Genomic DNA, 16,855 nt, shown 5'->3' on the forward strand with positions numbered 1-16,855 from the left:
CTCCCCGCGGTTGGACCGTGCCTGCGAAGGTCCTAACGGGTGAACCCGGCGTGAGGTGTTGCTACCGGGCGGTGCGGGTGCCGCCCACCTGGATCCCCGCCATGCGCGTCCACTCGTAGGGGCCGGTCCTCACCTTGCCCGCGAACTCGCCGTCGAACGCCTCGTGGACGGTGATGCCGGACTTCTCCACCGCCTTCTCGGCCACGGCGTAGGTGGGCGCCACGAGGTCGCCCCAGGTGCCGTCCTCGCCGACGAGCACGATCCGGGCCCCGCGCTGCCCGATGTACGCGACCTGCCCCTCGGCGCCGCCGTGGGCCTTGGAGAAGGAGCCGATCTGCCGGGCGATCCGGGCGGCCGTGCGCTCGTCCTTGGGGTCAACCTGCTGCGTGTCTGCCATGGTCAGGATGCTACCGACGAGTAGATCGACTGGCGAGAGCAGTGCCCTGTGACATACGTCAGTACCTCAGTGCCGGCCGGAAGGGTACGTCAGCGGAGGAAGGGGTCCACGGCCACCGCGACGAACAGCAGCGAAACGTAGGTGATGGACCAGTGGAAGAGCCGCATCTCCTTCAGCTTGACCCCGGTGGCCTCCGCCTTGGCCCGGTTCTGCAGCGCGTGCGCCTCCCACAGCCACCAGCCGCCCGCCGCGAGGGCGACCGCGGTGTAGAACCAGCCGGTGTAGCCGAGCGGGGTGAGCAGCAGGGAGACGGCGACCATCACCCAGCTGTAGATCACGATCTGCCGCGCGACCACCTTGTTGGAGGCGATGACCGGCAGCATCGGCACGCCCACGCGCGCGTAGTCCTCCCTGACCTTCATCGACAGCGGCCAGTAGTGCGGCGGCGTCCAGAAGAACATCACGAGGAAGAGGACGACCGGGGCCCACGACATGGAGTCGGTGACCGAGGACCAGCCGATGAGCACCGGCATGCAGCCGGCGATGCCGCCCCACACGATGTTCTGCGACGTACGGCGCTTGAGGATCATCGTGTAGACGACGACGTAGAAAAGCAGGGCTCCGAGCGACAGCCAGGCCGACAGCCAGTTGACCGTGAACCCGAACAGCAGGGTGGAGACGACCGCCAGCGTGATACCGAAGGCGAGGCACTCCCGCGGGCTGACCATGCCGGTGACCAGCGGGCGCTGGGAGGTGCGGTCCATCAGCGCGTCGATGTCGCGGTCGATGTACATGTTCAGCGCGTTGGCGCCGCCCGCGGACAGGTAGCCGCCGACGCAGGTGAGCAGGACCAGCTTCAGGTCCGGCACGCCCTGCTGGGCGAGGAACATCACCGGGACCGTGGTGATCAGCAGCAGCTCGATGATCCGCGGCTTGGTCAGTGCCACGAACGCCTTGACACGGGCCCCGAACGGCCGGTGGCTCGGGCTCTTGCTCGCACCAAGCACCCCCTCCCCCAGTGCCTGAAGGGCCTGGGAGGTGCCCCCAGGACGGGATTCGACGGCCGTCACGCACACCCCTGACAGAGACATCCCAGCGAGCCGTGGTCGTGAACGTCCAGTAATGGCTCGCGCGTACTCACGCAACTCTAGACGTTGCCCGAAGCGTGCCCTTCGCGGGGGGTGGGTCGTGTTCACCGACGGCTGTGCGGCCGGTGGGACGAACGGCGAAAGGAACGGTGGAGTACGAGCCGGTTCACGCTCGGTTGAGCGATCGGATGAGCGGGTCCGTATTCAGTTGCCGACCAAGGAATATGGCGGGTCGGGAGGCGGACGTCCGGGACTCCCGGCAGTCTGGAATGACCCGAAAAGACGCACGTACTCACGGGGGTAGGCTCAGCAGCGGCCGGTGGGCGCCCAGTGCACCGGCATTCGACATGTGGAGAGGAGCCCTGACCCAGGGTGAGCACCAAGCCGACCACCACAGACCTCGAGTGGACCGAGTTGGACCAGCGCGCGGTCGACACCGCGCGTGTCCTGGCCGCCGATGCCGTACAGAAGGTCGGAAACGGCCATCCGGGTACGGCGATGAGCCTGGCTCCGGCCGCCTACACCCTCTTCCAGAAGGTGATGCGCCACGACCCGGCCGACGCCGACTGGGTGGGCCGTGACCGTTTCGTGCTGTCCGCCGGCCACTCGTCGCTGACCCTCTACACCCAGCTGTACCTGGCCGGTTTCGGCCTGGAGCTGGACGATCTGAAGTCCTTCCGCACCTGGGGCTCGAAGACCCCCGGCCACCCCGAGTACGGGCACACGGTGGGCGTGGAGACCACGACCGGCCCGCTGGGCCAGGGTGTCGCCAATGCGGTGGGCATGGCGATGGCCGCCCGCTACGAGCGCGGTCTGTTCGACCCGGAGGCCGCGCAGGGCGAGTCCCCCTTCGACCATTTCATCTACTGCATCGCCGGTGACGGCTGCCTGCAGGAGGGCATCTCCGCGGAGGCGTCCTCGCTGGCCGGTCACCAGAAGCTCGGCAATCTGATCCTCCTGTGGGACGACAACCACATCTCGATCGAGGGCGACACCGAGACCGCGGTCTCCGAGGACACGGTCAAGCGGTACGAGGCCTACGGCTGGCACGTGCAGCGGGTCGCCCCGAAGCCGGACGGCGACCTCGACCCGCACGCCATCTACGACGCCGTCCAGGAAGCGAAGAAGGTCACGGACCGGCCGTCCTTCATCGCGATGCGTTCCATCATCGCCTGGCCCGCGCCGAACGCGCAGAACACCGAGGCCGCACACGGCTCCGCGCTGGGTGAGGACGAGGTCGCCGCCACCAAGCGGGTCCTGGGCTTCGATCCGGAGAAGTCCTTCGAGGTCGCGGACGAGGTGCTGGCGCACACCCGCGAGGCGCTGCGGCGGGGCCGTGAGGCCAGGGCCGAGTGGGAGAAGTCCTTCCAGCAGTGGCGCCAGGACAACGCCGAGCGTGCCGCCGAGTACGACCGGATCAGCAAGGGGGAGCTGCCCACCGGCTGGGAGGAGAAGCTCCCGGTCTTCGAGGCGGGCAAGGGAGTCGCCACGCGTGCCGCCTCCGGCAAGGTGCTGCAGGCGCTGGGTGCGGTGATCCCCGAGCTGTGGGGCGGCTCCGCCGACCTCGCCGGGTCGAACAACACGACCATCGACAAGAACAGCTCCTTCCTTCCGGTCGGCAACCCGCTGCCGGAGGCGGACCCCTACGGACGCACGATCCACTTCGGCATCCGCGAGCACTCCATGGCCGCGGAGATGAACGGCATCGCGCTGCACGGCAACACCCGCATCTACGGCGGCACGTTCCTGGTGTTCTCCGACTACATGCGCAACGCCGTGCGCCTGTCCGCCCTGATGCACCTGCCGGTGACGTACGTGTGGACGCACGACTCCATCGGCCTCGGCGAGGACGGCCCGACCCACCAGCCGGTCGAACACCTGGCCGCGCTGCGCGCCATCCCGGGCCTGAACGTCGTGCGCCCGGCCGACGCCAACGAGACCGCCATCGCCTGGCGCGAGATCCTCAGGCGCTGGACGAAGGAGTTCGGCAAGGGCGCCCCGCACGGTCTGGCGCTGACCCGTCAGGGCGTGCCGACGTACGAGCCGAACGAGGACACCGCGCGCGGTGGCTACGTATTGTTCGAGGCGGAAGGGCCTGACGGGCAGAACGCGGCGCCTCAGGTGATCCTGATCGCCACCGGGTCCGAGGTGCATGTCGCCGTCGAGGCGCGGGAGCAGCTCCAGGCCGAGGGCGTTGCGACGCGGGTGGTGTCGATGCCGTCCGTGGAGTGGTTCGAGGAGCAGGACCAGGGGTACCGGGACAGCGTCCTGCCGCCGTCGGTGAAGGCGCGGGTCGCGGTGGAGGCCGGAATCGGACTCACCTGGCACAAGTACGTCGGAGATGCCGGACGCATCGTTTCCCTGGAGCACTTCGGTGCTTCGGCCGACGGCAAGGTGCTCTTCCGGGAGTTCGGCTTCACTGCCGAGAACGTCGCATCCGCCGCCCGGGCTGTGCTCAATTCAACAACTGGGATCGCCGCAGCCCAGCGCTGACGCTGATACACGACACGTAGGAGATGCATTTTCCATGACAGACGCACTCAAGCGCCTCTCCGAGGAAGGCGTCGCGATCTGGCTGGACGACCTGTCGCGCAAGCGGATCACGTCCGGCAACCTCGCCGAACTGATCGACCAGCAGCACGTCGTGGGCGTCACCACCAACCCGACGATCTTCCAGAAGGCGATCTCGTCGGGCGACGGCTACGAGCAGCAGCTCGCCGACCTCGCCGCCCGCAAGGTCACCGTCGAAGAGGCGATCCGCATGATCACCACGGCGGACGTCCGGGACGCCGCGGACATTCTGCGTCCGGTGTTCGACGCCACCGAGGGCCAGGACGGCCGGGTCTCGATCGAGGTCGACCCACGGCTCGCCCACAACACCCGGGCCACCGTCGCCGAGGCCCGGCAGCTGGCGTGGCTGGTGGACCGCCCGAACACCCTCATCAAGATCCCGGCCACCCGTGCGGGCCTGCCGGCGATCACCGAGACGATCGGCAACGGCATCAGTGTCAACGTCACGCTGATCTTCTCGCTGGAACGCTACCGCGCGGTCATGGACGCCTACCTCAGCGGCCTGGAGAAGGCCCGCGAGAGGGGCCTGGACCTCTCCAGGATCCACTCGGTGGCGTCCTTCTTCGTGTCCCGCGTCGACACCGAGGTCGACAAGCGGATCGACCGGCTGGGCACCGACGAGGCCAGGGCGCTGCGCGGCAAGGCCGCCGTCGCCAACGCGCGGCTCGCCTACGAGGCGTACGAGGAGGTCTTCTCCTCCGACCGCTGGAGCGCGCTGGAGAAGGCGGGGGCGAACAAGCAGCGTCCGCTGTGGGCCTCCACCGGTGTGAAGGACAAGGCGTACAAGGACACCCTGTACGTGGACGAGCTGGTGGCGCCGAACACGGTGAACACCATGCCGGAGGCCACCCTGCTGGCCACCGAGGACCACGGAGAGATCACCGGCAACACCGTCGCCGGCACCTACGAGCAGGCGCGCGCCGACCTGGACGCGCTGGAGAAGCTCGGGATCTCCTACGACGAGGTGGTCCAGCTCCTGGAGGACGAGGGCGTCGAGAAGTTCGAGGCGTCCTGGAACGACCTCCTCAAGTCGACCGAGGCGGAACTGCAGCGCCTCGCGCCCTCGGAGGGCTGAGATCTTGACATCCGTACACGGAGCGAATCCGCTTCGTGACGCCGCGGACCGACGGCTCCCGCGCATCGCGGGGCCGTCGGGCCTGGTCATCTTCGGCGTTACGGGCGATTTGTCACGTAAGAAGCTGATGCCGGCCGTTTACGACCTGGCAAACCGGGGTCTGCTGCCACCGGGCTTCTCGCTCGTCGGCTTCGCCCGCCGCGACTGGGAGCACGAGGACTTCGCCAGGGTGGTCCACGACGCCGTCAAGGAGCACTCGCGTACACCGTTCCGCGAGGAGGTCTGGCAGCAGCTCCTCCAGGGGATGCGCTTCGTCCAGGGCACCTTCGACGACGACGACGCGTTCGAGCGGCTGCGCTCGACGATCGAGGAGCTCGACAAGGCGCAGGGGACGGGCGGCAACTTCGCCTTCTACCTCTCCGTGCCGCCCAAATCCTTCCCGGTGGTCATCCAGCAGCTGAAGAAGCACGGACTGGCCGACCAGCAGGCAGGCTCCTGGCGCCGCGCGGTCATCGAGAAGCCGTTCGGCCACGACCTGACGTCGGCCGAGGAACTCAACAAGGTCGTGCACGAGGTCTTCGCCCCGGACCAGGTCTTCCGGATCGACCACTACCTGGGCAAGGAGACCGTCCAGAACATCCTGGCGCTGCGGTTCGCCAACACGATGTTCGAGCCGATCTGGAACCGGTCCTTCGTGGACCACGTGCAGATCACCATGGCCGAGGACATCGGCATCGGCGGCCGCGCCGGCTACTACGACGGCATCGGCGCCGCCCGGGACGTCATCCAGAACCACCTGCTGCAGCTGCTGGCGCTGACGGCCATGGAGGAGCCCGCTTCCTTCGACGCCGACGCGCTCGCCGCGGAGAAGACCAAGGTGCTCGGGGCGGTCCGGCTGCCGAGGGACCTGGGCGCCTCGACCGTGTTCGGGCAGTACGCGGCCGGCTGGCAGGGCGGCGAGAAGGTCATCGGGTACCTCGAGGAAGAGGGCATCGACAAGAAGTCGAAGACCGACACCTACGCCGCGGTCAAGCTGGAGATCGACAACCGCCGCTGGGCGGGCGTGCCGTTCTACCTGCGCACCGGCAAGCGGCTGGGCCGCCGGGTGACGGAGATCGCGGTGGTCTTCCAGCGTGCCCCGCACTCCCCCTTCGACACGACGGCCACCGAGGAGCTGGGCCAGAACGCGGTCGTCATCCGCGTCCAGCCGGACGAGGGCGTCACGGTGCGCTTCGGTTCCAAGGTGCCGGGTACCTCGATGGAGATCCGGGACGTGTCCATGGACTTCGCCTACGGCGAGTCCTTCACGGAGTCCAGCCCGGAGGCGTACGAGCGCCTGATCCTGGACGTGCTGCTGGGGGATGCCAACCTCTTCCCGCGGACCGAGGAGGTCGAGCTGTCCTGGAAGATCCTCGACCCGATCGAGGAGTACTGGGACAAGCACGGCAGGCCCGCGCAGTACCCGGCCGGCACGTGGGGACCCGTCGAGGCGGACGAGATGCTTCAGCGAGACGGACGGAGCTGGCGCCGGCCATGAAGATAGACCTCACGGACACCACGGCCAGCAAGATCAACAAAGCGTTGGTGCAGGGCCGCCGCGCCATCGGCACACCCGCCGTCGGCATGGTGCTCACGCTGGTCATCGTCACCGACGAGGAGAACGCCTACGACGCGCTGAAGGCCGCCAGCGAGGCCTCGCGCGAGCACCCCTCGCGCACCCTCGTGGTCATCAAACGCGTCTCGCGGTCGCCGCGCGACCGCACGTCGTCGCGCCTGGACGCCGAGGTACGGGTGGGCGCGGAGGCGGGCACCGGCGAGACGGTGCTGCTGCGGCTGTACGGCGAGGTGGCCGACCACGCCCAGTCGGTCGTCCTCCCCCTGCTGCTGCCGGACGCCCCGGTCGTGGCCTGGTGGCCGGTGAACGCGCCGCTCGACCCCGCGAACGACCCGCTCGGCGCGCTCGCGCAGCGCCGGGTGACGGACTCCTACACGGCCGAGGCGCCGGTACGGGAGCTGAGCGCCCGGGCCGATGCCTACACGCCCGGCGACACGGACCTGTCGTGGACCCGCATCACGCCCTGGCGGTCGATGCTGGCCGCGGCCCTCGACCAGGTCAGCTGCGAGGTGACGAAGGTCGAGGTGGAGGGCGAGGAGTTCAACCCGAGCTGCGAACTTCTCGCGATGTGGCTCGCGGACCGGCTGGAGGTGCCCGTGAAGCGCTCGCTGTCCGGCGGCCCCGGCCTGACCGCGGTCCGCCTGGACACGACCTGCGGCCCGATCGCCCTGGACCGCGCGGACGGCACCCTCGCGACCCTGTCGATCCAGGGTCAGCCGGACCGCGCGGTGGCGCTCAAGCGCCGGGAGACGGCCGAGCTGATCGCGGAGGAGCTGCGCCGGCTGGACCCGGACGACACCTACGCGTCGGCACTGCGGTACGGGGTGGACCGGCTGAACGCGGGGGCGGCGGAGGCAGCCGATGCTCCGGAGCGGGAGCCGGTGGCGGTCGAGGCCCCCGTGGAGACGGCCGCGAAGGCACCCGCGAAGAAGGCCACGAAGAGGGCCCCGGCGAAGAAGGCGGCCGCCAAGTGACTGCTCCCCAGCTCGTCGTGCACCGCGACAAGGAGCTGATGGCTCAGGCCGCGGCGGCCCGGCTGATCACGAAGATCGTGGACGCGCAGGCCTCACGCGGCTCGGCGTCGGTCGTGCTCACCGGTGGCCGCAACGGCAACGGCCTGCTCGCCGCGCTGGCCGCCGCACCGGCGCGGGACGCCGTCGACTGGGGCCGCCTGGACCTCTGGTGGGGCGACGAGCGCTACCTGCCGGAGGGCGACCCCGAGCGCAATGTGTCCCAGGCCCGCGAGGCCCTGCTGGACTCCGTGCCGCTGGACCCGAAGCGCGTGCACGCCATGCCCGCGTCGGACGGCCCGTACGGTGCGGACGTGGAGTCGGCGGCCGAGGCGTACGCGACGGAGCTGGCCCGGGCGGCGGGGCCCGAGAACCACGGCGCGGTGCCCACCTTCGACGTGCTGATGCTGGGCGTCGGCCCGGACACGCACGTGGCGTCGCTGTTCCCGGAACTGCCGGCGGTACGGGAGACCGAACGAACGGTCGTCGCCGTCCACGGCGCGCCGAAGCCGCCGCCGACGCGCATCTCACTGACGCTGCCGGCGATCCGGGCGGCGCGCGAGGTCTGGCTGCTGGCGGCGGGCGAGGACAAGGCGCAGGCGGCGGCGATCGCCCTGTCGGGCGCAGGTGAGATCCAGGCTCCGGCGGCGGGAGCCCACGGCCGCTCGCGCACGCTGTGGCTGCTGGACGCGGCGGCGGCGTCGAAGCTGCCGCGCTCTTTGTACCCGCCGGCGTCACCGTGAGGAACGGGGGCGGCAGCGGGTGACCCGACCGCCGCCCCCGTTCCTCGGTTGACCCCCTGGGGCAGAGTCGGGCCGGTTCTGCCGCAACAGTGACCACGGGGCGGTGACCACGGGGCGCTGACCACCACCGCGAGCGGTGCACGGATCAGGTGTGTCCGCGGCGCGGGCGCCCGGTGCAGGAGGCACGCGTGACCGGGGCGGCCGTCTTCTCGGCCGCCCCGCACGGGTCGCCCCGGCCGGCTCGGTCACTTGACCGAGCCGGCCATCACCCCCTGCACGAAGTGCCGCTGGAACGCGAAGAAGACGGCCACCGGCACGATCAGCGACAGGAACGCCCCCGGCGCCAGCACATCGATGTTGCTGCCGAACTGCCGTATCTGCGACTGCAGTGCCACGGTCAGCGGTTGCGACGAGCTGTCGGCGAACAGCAGCGCCACCAGCATGTCGTTCCACACCCACAGGAACTGGAAGATGGCCAGGCTGGCGATGGCCGGCCGCCCCACGGGCAGGACCAGCCGGGTGAAGATCCGCCACTCGCTGCCCCCGTCCATCCGCGCAGCCTCCAGCATCTCCTTGGGTATCTCCGCGAAGTAGTTCCGCAGCAGGAACACCGCGAACGGCAACCCGTACGCCACGTGGAAGAGGACGACACCGGGGATCGTGCCGAACAGGCCCAGCTGGCCGAAGAGTTTGGCCACCGGCAGCAGACCGATCTGCACCGGCACCACCAGCAGCGCCACCACCAGCAGGAACAGCGCCTCCCGGCCGGGGAAGTCCAGCCATGCGAAGGCGTATCCGGCGAGCGCCGCCAGCACGACCACCAGGACCGTCGCCGGCACCGAGATCAGCACCGTGTTCCAGAACGCCTGCGTGATCCCGGCGTTCTTCAGCAGGGCCGAGTAGTTGTCGAAGGACAGCTGCCCGGGGCTGACCAGCGCCGTCCACCAGCCGCCCTTCGCCGTGTCCGACGCCGACCGCAGCGACGACACGAACAGCCCCGCCAGCGGGGTCAGCCATACCAGACCGACCACCACCAGGAAGGCCTGCACCAGCCCGCTGCCCAGCCCCCTCCTCACCGCGTTCATCGCTGACTCCTTCGGAAACGCCGGACGTTGAAGACCATCGCGGGAACCACCAGCAGCAGGAGCAGCACACCCAGCGCACTGCCCAGCCCCTGGTTGTTGCCGCCGCCGAACGACACCAGCCACATCTGCGTCGCGAGCACGGTCGCGTCCTCCTGCACCGGCCCGGGCGCGATGATGTAGACGAGGTCGAACACCTTCATCACGTTGATGACGAGGGTGACGAAGACGACCGTCAGCACCGGTGCGAGCAGCGGCACCGTGATCCGCCGGAAGATCTGCCACTCGTTCGCCCCGTCGATCCGCGCCGCCTCGAGCGCGTCCCGCGGAAGCGTCGCCAGCCCGGCGCCGATCAGGACCATGGCGAAGCCGGTCCAGATCCACAGGTAGGCCCCGATGATCGCGGGCGTGACCAGCGTCGGACCGAGCCAGGACACGCCCTGGTACGGCTGTGCGAAGTTCGACGCCGGGAGCCTCACGGTGTACGAGCCGGACTTCAGTCCCGGGAAGCGGAAGGAGCCGTCGGCCGCCGTCGTCGTGCTCCCGACCGTCCGTCCGTCGCGCACCGCCTCGACCTTCATCCCCGGCAGCCCGCTCTCCGGCCGGTCCACCTTCCCCTGCCTCCCGCCCCCACCGGGTGTGAAGTCCAGGTAGACGACCCCGCGCAGTTCGTCGGGCGCGGCCTTCTTCCCGGCCGCCGCATAGGCGGGCGAGGCGTCCTTCGGCAGGTCCTTGGGCAGGACGCCGACCATCGGAAGCGTCACCGAGTCACCGGGGGAGACGCCTGCGCTCGTCGCGTAGGAGCCGTCACGGCCCTGCGTCAGCCCCTGGCCCTGGCGCGCCCGCGCCGTCGGATACGCGGACGTGCCCTCGAAGGCGTCGTGGACCGAGACGGCGGCCGCGTTCAGCACCCCCTTGTTCGGGTCCTGGTCGTACGCGAGCCGGAAGATGATGCCCGCCGCGAGGAAGGACACCGCCATCGGCATGAACAGCAGCAGCTTGAACGCCGTCGCCCAGCGGACCTTCTCCACCAGCACGGCCAGGATCAGCCCGAGCCCCGTCAGCATCGCCGGAGCGACGACGACCCAGATCGTCGTGTTCCGGATGGCCTTCAGCGTCGCCGGGTCGCGGAACATCTCGGCGTAGTTGCCCCCGCCCACGAACCGGGTCCCGGAGGCGTCGAAGAAGCTGCGGCCGATCGAGAACAGCACGGGGTAGACGACGAGCGCACCGAGCAGCAACAGGGCGGGGAACACGAACAGCAGGGCGATGATCCGCCCCCGCCGCCGGGTGCGGCGCCTTTCGGCGGCACCGGCGGCGGTCGGCGGGCTCGCCTCTTTCACGAGCGTGGCAGTCATGTCCGGTCAGCCCTGGTAGGCCTTGGCCGCCGCGTCCTCGAGCCGGGCCGCGGTCGCCTTCGGGTTCGACGGGTCGCGCAGGAAGTCCTGCAGCAGCTTCCACTCGCCGGCGCCCTTGGTGCCGCCGAAGGCCGCCGGCGCCTGGTCGGACATGTCGAAGCGGACCGAATCACCCGCCGTGATCAGGGACTTGGCAGTCTCCCGCGTCACGTCGTCGGCGTAGGAGGAGAGGTCGAGCTTCTTGTTCGGGGACAGGAAGCCGCCCGCCTTCGCCCACACCGCCGCGGCCTCGGGGGTCGCCAGGTACTCCAGCAGCTTCATGCCGGCCTTGGCGTTCTTGCCGTCCTTGAGGACGACCGCCGCGTCACCGCCGCTGACGACCGGTGCCGTACCTCCGTCCACCGACGGGAACGGGAAGAAGTTCGCGTCCTTGCCGATCGTCTTTCCGAACTGGTCGTGCGCGACCCCGGCCACGAAGTCGCCCTCGTAGACCATGCCCGCCTCGGGCTTGGGCCCGAACACCTTCTCCACCGAACCGGGGAAGTCGGTGTTGAGGGCCTCCTGCCGGCCGCCCGCGATCAGCTGCTTGTCCTTGAACAGCTTGCCGAGCGTGGTGAGCGCCTTGACCACGCTCGCGTCGGTCCACTTCAGCTTGTGCGCGGCGAGCGCGTCGTACTTCTCGGGACCGGCCTGGGAGAGGTAGATGTTCTCGAACCAGTCGGTGAGGGTCCAGCCGTCCTCCCCGGCGACCGCGAAGGCGGCGAGGCCGGAGTCGGAGACGGTGTGCCCGGCCTTGAGCATCTCGTCGAACGTCTTCGGCGGCTTGACCCCGGCCTGGTTGAGCGCGTCCGGGCTGTACCAGACGGTCGACTTGTGGGCAGCCTTGAAGTACAGGCCGTAGAGGGTGCCGCCGACGCTGCCGTACTTCTTCCACACCGGCGCGTAGTTGCTGTCGACCGACTGCCGGGTGGTCGCGGACAGCGGCTTCAGCCAGCCCTTCTCGGCGAACTGCTGGAGCACGCCGACCTGCGGGACCATCACGACGTCCGGCGCGTTGCCGCCCTCGATCTTGCTGCCGACGACGGTGGAGACGTTGTCGCCGGTGGAGATGAACTGCGTCTTGGCGCCGGTCTTCGCGCTGAACGCGTCCAGGACCTTCTGGAAGTTCTTCTGCTCGCTGCCCGTCCAGACACCGGCCACGGTGACCGTCTGGCCGCTGAGCGCCTTGTCGCCGCCGCCCGCGGTGACGGGGCCGCCGCCGCAGGCGGTCGCGCCGAGCGCGAGGGCGAGGGCGGTGCAGCCGGTGAGCAGGGTGGTACGTCGTCGCATCATCGTTGATGTCCCTTCGGAGGGTGGGGAGTTGACGGGGTTCAGAGGTCGGTGCCGTCGCTGGTCCACCAGGCGGCGGTCGAGCCGGGGAGCACCCCGGGCGGGCAGGGGCCGCTGGCGAGCAGAGGGGTGCCGGAGACCGGAGCGGGGGTGGGAGCCGTACCGAAGTTGACCGCGCAGACCAGGTCCTCACCGCGTGCGAAGGCGAGGACCCCGGGCGGGGCGTCCAGCCAGCGCAGCGAGCCCTCGCCCAGTTGCGGGAGCGAGGAGCGCAGCTGGAGACCGTCGCGGTAGAGGTGCCAGAAGGAGCGGGTGTCGGCGAGGGCGCGCTCGGTGGCGTGCTCGGCGAACCACTCCGGCTGCGGCAGCCAGGGCCTGGCCCCCTCGGCGCCGGAGGTGAAGCCGAACGGGGAGGCCTGCCCGGACCAGGGCAGCGGCACCCGGCAGCCGTCGCGGATGCGGGCGCGGCTTCCGGTGCGGCGGAAGATCGGGTCGGTGAGCACGTCGTCGGGCAGGTCGACGACCTCGGGCAGGCCGAGCTCCTCACCCTGGTAGATGTACGCGGCTCCGGGCAGCGCCAGCATCAGCAGCGCGGCGGCGCGGGCGCGGGCGGCGCCGAGGCCGCTGCCCTGGGGGGTGGGTTCCCCGTAGCGGGTGACGGTGCGGACCTGGTCGTGGTTGTTGAGGACCCAGGTGACCGTGGAGCCCGTGCCGGCGATGTCCTGCATGGCCTCCGAGATCACCTTGCGGAAGGCGTCGGGGTCCCAGGGGGCGCTGAGCAGGTCGAAGAAGAACGCCTGGTGCAGCTCGTCCGGGCGGACGTACTGCGCGTGCTCGCGGGCGGTGGGTACGGAGACCTCGCCGACCAGCAGGCGCTCGCGGCCGTCGCGTGCGATGTACTCCTCGCAGACCGATCGCCAGTGCCGCCACACGTCGTGCACCTCTGGCTGGTTCCAGGCGAGCGGGTTGACCGAGTCGCGGGTGCGGGCGTCGGCCTCCGGGTCCGGGGAGTCCGGCAGTTCCGGGTGCTTGAAGAGGCCTGCGGCCACATCGATGCGGAAGCCGTCGACGCCCCGGTCCAGCCAGAAGCGCAGCACCCGGTCGAACTCGGCGGGGACCTCGGGGTCGCGCCAGTTCCAGTCGGGCTGCTCGGGCGTGAACATGTGCAGGTACCACTGGCCGGGACGGCCGTCCGCCTCGGTGATCCGGGTCCAGGCCGGGCCGCCGAACATGGCGTGCCAGTTGTTGGGCGGCTCGGAGCCGTCCGGGCCGCGGCCGTCGGCGAAGTGGAAGCGGGCGCGGGCCGGGCTGCCGGACGGCGAGGCGAGGGCCTCGCGGAACCACGGGTGCTCGCTTGAGCAGTGGTTGGGGACGATGTCCAGGAGCACCTTGATGCCGAGCCGCCGGGCGGCCGCCATCAGCAGGTCGAACTCGGCGAGGTCGCCGAAGAGCGGGTCGACGTCGCAGTAGTCGGAGACGTCGTAGCCGTGGTCGTGCTGCGGGGAGGGGTAGAAGGGGCTCAGCCAGATCCCGTCGATGCCGAGCTTCTTCAGGTACGGCAGGCCGGCCCTGACCCCGGCCAGATCGCCGATGCCGTCGCCGGTGCTGTCCAGGAAGCTGCGGACGTACACCTGGTAGATCACTGCGTCGCGCCACCAGCGACGGGTGTCGATGTGCTTGGGACTCACCCCGTTGACCTGTCTGTGCGTGCTAACGGTTATGCATGCATGTTAAGTATCGGTTTCACGAGGGTGTCAACGAACAAGACAGAAGCTACTGGGAAGTTGGGGTACTAAATCCGGACTTAACAGGCCACCGTGAGCACAGATGAGATGTCCGCGTTACCTAACAAGTAACTAGCGATGAGAGATGGCGGCCAGTTCGCGCGCCAAGCGTCGTACCGCCGACTCGGGCGTCTCCCGCCCTGTCAGCGCGTCGTGCACCACCGCCTGCACCGCCAGGCTGACCTGGTCGTAGCGCGGGCTCTTGGGGCGTGGCGCGGCCGCGAGCACGGCGGCACGCAGGGTGGGCAGGTACGGGAACCGCCGTACGAGTTGGGGGTCGTCGTAGAGCGCGGCGCGCACCGGTGGCAGCGCCCCGCGGGTGAGCACCTGGCGCTGGACCCGCTCGCTGGTGAGGTACGCGATCAGGCGCGCGGCCGACTCGGGGTGCCGTGCATGGGCGTTGACGGCCAGGTTGGAGCCGCCGAGGACGCTCGTCCCAGGGCCGTGGGGCCCCGGCAGCGGGACGGCGCCGATCTTCCCGGCCACCTTCGAGCCCGGGGCCGAGGCGGCGACGTACGCATACGGCCAGTTGCGCAGGAAGAGCAGCCGGCCTTCCTCGAAGGCCTGCTTCGACTCCTCCTCCTTGTACGTCAACGCCTTCCTCGGGATCCATCCCTCGCGCACCCCGCGGGCGAGGAATCCGATGCCCTCGCGGGCGGCAGCCGAGTTCACGGTGACGCGTTCGCCCTCGTCGCCGAGGATCGTGCCGCCCGCCGAGTACACGGCCTCCGCCGCGTTGACGGTGAGGCCCTCGTACGGCAGGAACTGGCCCGCGTAACCGTCGAGGCCGTACTTGGGGGCGATGGTCTTCGCCTCGTGCTCCAGCTCCGCCCAGGTGCGCGGCGGTGGCACGCCCTCCTTGGCCAGGATGTCCTTGCGATACAGGAGCAGACCGGCATTCGTGACATACGGGACCGCGTACAGCTGTCCGTCGTAGGTGGCGGTGCCGACGACCGGCGGCAGGAAGCTCTTCAGCGGGAACCTGTCGCGCGGCAGCGGTCGGATCCAGCCTGCCGCCGCGAACTCGGAGGTCCAGGCGACGTCGATGTTCAGGACGTCGAACCGGCTGCGGTCGCCGCCGCGCAGGTCGGTGGTCATCTGCGCATGCGTCTCGTCGGCGGAGTCCGGCAGCTCGACGAGGGTGACCTTCTCGTCGGGGTGGGTGCGGTTCCAGCCCTGGAGCAGGGGGCCGAGGTAGCCGGTGAGGTCTCCCGCGGTGGCCAGGGTGAGCGGGCCACGGCCGCCTGCCTGCCCCTCGTCGGCGCGGGCGCCGGAGGCGACGTACCCGGTCATGATCACGGCGAGGACGAGGAGGCCCCTACCGGCGGCGCGTATCCACCGCATAGGTTCCTCCCTGTACACCGGCACCGGGCACCCTCGCCCGGGGTCAGAGGCCATGTATACCCGTTAGGTATGCGCGATACTAGGGCCTGGAGCACATCCCGAGGACAGGAGGACAGCACGAGTGCGCCTGCCCCTCCTGGCACTCCTCGCGCGCGGCCCCGCCCACGGCTACGAGCTCAAGCAGGACCTTGAGCAACTGCTGGGCTCCGCGTACCCTCAGCCGAACGTCGGCCAGATCTACGTCACCCTCGCCCGCCTCGAGAAGTCCGGACTGATCGAGGGCGAGGACGTCGAGCAGTCCAGCCGACCCAACAAGAAGGTCTACCACCTCACCGATGCCGGGCGGGAGGCGCTGCACGCCTGGTTCGAGGACACCGAGGACGAGCCGCGGGTACGGGACGAGTTCTTCATGAAACTGGCGCTCGCCCCGCGGACCGGTCTGGCCGACCAGATCGCCTTGATCAACAAGCAGCGGCGCCAATACCTCAACACCATGCGCGACCTGTCGAAACTGGCCGCCGCCGAAGACCGCGACAACCGTATCGCCCATCTGCTGATAGAGGGCGCGATGCTGCACCTGCAGGCCGACCTCGACTGGCTGGAGCGGTGCCAGGAGGAACTGGAGGAGCTGGAATGAGCGAGCGCCCCACTCCTGTCCTGCGCGCCGAGGGCCTGGCCAAGACCCACTACGGCGAAGGCGCCCCGGCGCACGCCGTGCGCGGAGTCGATCTCAGTCTGTCGCGCGGTGAGTTCGTGGCCGTCACCGGCCCGTCCGGCGCCGGGAAGTCGACGCTGCTGCACCTGCTCGGCGGGTTGCAGCGACCCGACGGCGGCAGCATCTGGCTGGACGGCGAACGCACCGACTCCTACAGCGAGGCGCGCTGGGCCGTCGAGCGCAGGAAGCGCATCGGGATCGTCTTCCAGTTCTTCAACCTGGTCTCCGACCTGTCGGTGGCGGACAACGTGGAGCTGCCCGCCCTGCTCGCCGGTGTGCCGCCGAAGCAGGCGCGGGCCGAGCGGGAGGCGCTGCTGGCCGAGCTGGCCCTGACCGGCAAGGAGCGCAGCATGCCGGGCGAGCTGTCCGGCGGCGAGCAGCAGCGGGTCGCGCTGGCCCGGGCCCTGGTCAACCACCCGCCGCTGCTGCTCGCCGACGAGCCCGCCGGCAGCCTCGACAGCAAGGGCACCCGCGAGGTGATGCGACTGCTGTCCCGCTTCCACCAGCGGGGCCAGAGCATCCTCCTCGTCACCCATGACGCCCGGCTGGCGAGCGCGGCCGACCGTGTCATCAGTTTCTTCGACGGGCGGATCGTCGACGACGCGGAACTGGACGGCACGCCACCGCGCGGCCGGGCCGGGACCACCGGGGTGTCCGGCGTTCTGGAACTGAAGGACTGAGTGCGGTGTACGACCACCTGACGTGCCGGGTTTCCGCACCACCGGGACCGGGGGGCTGAGGCCC

General features: G+C 70.0%; 14 protein-coding genes. 7 read left to right on the forward strand and 7 right to left on the reverse strand.

Translation table 11 applies throughout. From position 1 onward, the window contains the following. Positions 1 to 61: 61 nt before the first annotated feature. Both AC5WS8_RS24035 and AC5WS8_RS24040 read right to left on the reverse strand, forming a co-directional pair. Positions 62 to 397, reverse strand: a complete 336-nt coding sequence (locus AC5WS8_RS24035) for a hypothetical protein (protein WP_496105517.1) — start codon at positions 395 to 397, stop codon at positions 62 to 64. Between the two features lie 89 nt (positions 398 to 486). Then, entirely contained in the window at positions 487 to 1,473 is a 987-nt protein-coding gene (locus AC5WS8_RS24040; RefSeq protein WP_496105575.1) for a heme o synthase, read from the reverse strand. Between the two features lie 384 nt (positions 1,474 to 1,857). Between AC5WS8_RS24040 and tkt the strand changes: the two genes are divergently transcribed. Genes tkt through pgl form a run of 5 tightly spaced genes read left to right on the forward strand, consistent with a single transcriptional unit; the run spans position 1,858 to position 8,499 of the window. Then, entirely contained in the window at positions 1,858 to 3,978 is a 2,121-nt protein-coding gene (gene tkt, locus AC5WS8_RS24045; protein ID WP_496105518.1) for a transketolase, read from the forward strand. Between the two features lie 34 nt (positions 3,979 to 4,012). After that, positions 4,013 to 5,131, forward strand: a complete 1,119-nt coding sequence (gene tal, locus AC5WS8_RS24050; RefSeq protein ID WP_496105519.1) for a transaldolase — start codon at positions 4,013 to 4,015, stop codon at positions 5,129 to 5,131. 4 nt (positions 5,132 to 5,135) lie between these two features. Further along, complete coding sequence (zwf, locus tag AC5WS8_RS24055) at positions 5,136 to 6,668, forward strand: glucose-6-phosphate dehydrogenase (RefSeq protein WP_496105520.1); 1,533 nt, start codon at positions 5,136 to 5,138, stop codon at positions 6,666 to 6,668. Continuing rightward, positions 6,665 to 7,720, forward strand: a complete 1,056-nt coding sequence (gene opcA, locus AC5WS8_RS24060) for a glucose-6-phosphate dehydrogenase assembly protein OpcA (RefSeq protein ID WP_496105521.1) — start codon at positions 6,665 to 6,667, stop codon at positions 7,718 to 7,720. Before zwf ends, opcA begins: the two co-directional genes overlap by 4 nt. Further along, positions 7,717 to 8,499, forward strand: a complete 783-nt coding sequence (gene pgl, locus AC5WS8_RS24065) for a 6-phosphogluconolactonase (RefSeq protein WP_496105522.1) — start codon at positions 7,717 to 7,719, stop codon at positions 8,497 to 8,499. Before opcA ends, pgl begins: the two co-directional genes overlap by 4 nt. Before the next feature lie 245 nt (positions 8,500 to 8,744). Here pgl and AC5WS8_RS24070 read toward each other — a convergent pair whose 3' ends face one another. The 5 genes from AC5WS8_RS24070 to AC5WS8_RS24090 form a co-directional block, all read right to left on the reverse strand. Beyond that, positions 8,745 to 9,584: a carbohydrate ABC transporter permease gene (locus tag AC5WS8_RS24070; RefSeq protein ID WP_496105523.1), complete on the reverse strand. Its 840-nt coding sequence runs from the start codon at positions 9,582 to 9,584 to the stop codon at positions 8,745 to 8,747. Then, positions 9,581 to 10,939 (reverse strand): ABC transporter permease, encoded by a 1,359-nt coding sequence (locus tag AC5WS8_RS24075; RefSeq protein WP_496105524.1) that lies wholly within the window; start codon positions 10,937 to 10,939, stop codon positions 9,581 to 9,583. The genes AC5WS8_RS24070 and AC5WS8_RS24075 overlap by 4 nt, the downstream gene beginning before the upstream one ends. A gap of 6 nt (positions 10,940 to 10,945) precedes the next feature. Next, positions 10,946 to 12,271: an ABC transporter substrate-binding protein gene (locus AC5WS8_RS24080; RefSeq protein WP_496105525.1), complete on the reverse strand. Its 1,326-nt coding sequence runs from the start codon at positions 12,269 to 12,271 to the stop codon at positions 10,946 to 10,948. 38 nt (positions 12,272 to 12,309) lie between these two features. After that, positions 12,310 to 13,956 (reverse strand): glycoside hydrolase family 13 protein, encoded by a 1,647-nt coding sequence (locus tag AC5WS8_RS24085; RefSeq protein ID WP_496105526.1) that lies wholly within the window; start codon positions 13,954 to 13,956, stop codon positions 12,310 to 12,312. A 168-nt stretch (positions 13,957 to 14,124) separates the two neighbouring features. Next, positions 14,125 to 15,396, reverse strand: coding sequence for an ABC transporter substrate-binding protein (locus tag AC5WS8_RS24090; RefSeq protein WP_496105527.1), 1,272 nt, complete (start codon positions 15,394 to 15,396; stop codon positions 14,125 to 14,127). A 121-nt stretch (positions 15,397 to 15,517) separates the two neighbouring features. Between AC5WS8_RS24090 and AC5WS8_RS24095 the strand changes: the two genes are divergently transcribed. Then, on the forward strand, positions 15,518 to 16,033 hold the full coding sequence (locus AC5WS8_RS24095) for a PadR family transcriptional regulator (RefSeq protein WP_496105528.1): 516 nt from the start codon (positions 15,518 to 15,520) through the stop codon (positions 16,031 to 16,033). After that, on the forward strand, positions 16,030 to 16,791 hold the full coding sequence (locus AC5WS8_RS24100) for an ABC transporter ATP-binding protein (protein ID WP_496105529.1): 762 nt from the start codon (positions 16,030 to 16,032) through the stop codon (positions 16,789 to 16,791). The genes AC5WS8_RS24095 and AC5WS8_RS24100 overlap by 4 nt, the downstream gene beginning before the upstream one ends. The last annotated feature ends 64 nt before the right edge of the window (positions 16,792 to 16,855 follow it).

The organism is Streptomyces sp. PTL18 (assembly GCF_059510295.1).

Coding starts and splice junctions, on each gene's coding strand:
- AC5WS8_RS24100 (WP_496105529.1), top strand. CDS start 16,030: ATGAGCGAGCGCCCCACTCCTGTCCTGCGCGCCGAGGGCCTGGCCAAG.
- AC5WS8_RS24070 (WP_496105523.1), bottom strand. CDS start 9,584: ATGAACGCGGTGAGGAGGGGGCTGGGCAGCGGGCTGGTGCAGGCCTTC.
- tal (WP_496105519.1), top strand. CDS start 4,013: ATGACAGACGCACTCAAGCGCCTCTCCGAGGAAGGCGTCGCGATCTGG.
- AC5WS8_RS24090 (WP_496105527.1), bottom strand. CDS start 15,396: ATGCGGTGGATACGCGCCGCCGGTAGGGGCCTCCTCGTCCTCGCCGTG.
- AC5WS8_RS24080 (WP_496105525.1), bottom strand. CDS start 12,271: ATGATGCGACGACGTACCACCCTGCTCACCGGCTGCACCGCCCTCGCC.
- opcA (WP_496105521.1), top strand. CDS start 6,665: ATGAAGATAGACCTCACGGACACCACGGCCAGCAAGATCAACAAAGCG.
- AC5WS8_RS24075 (WP_496105524.1), bottom strand. CDS start 10,939: ATGACTGCCACGCTCGTGAAAGAGGCGAGCCCGCCGACCGCCGCCGGT.
- AC5WS8_RS24035 (WP_496105517.1), bottom strand. CDS start 397: ATGGCAGACACGCAGCAGGTTGACCCCAAGGACGAGCGCACGGCCGCC.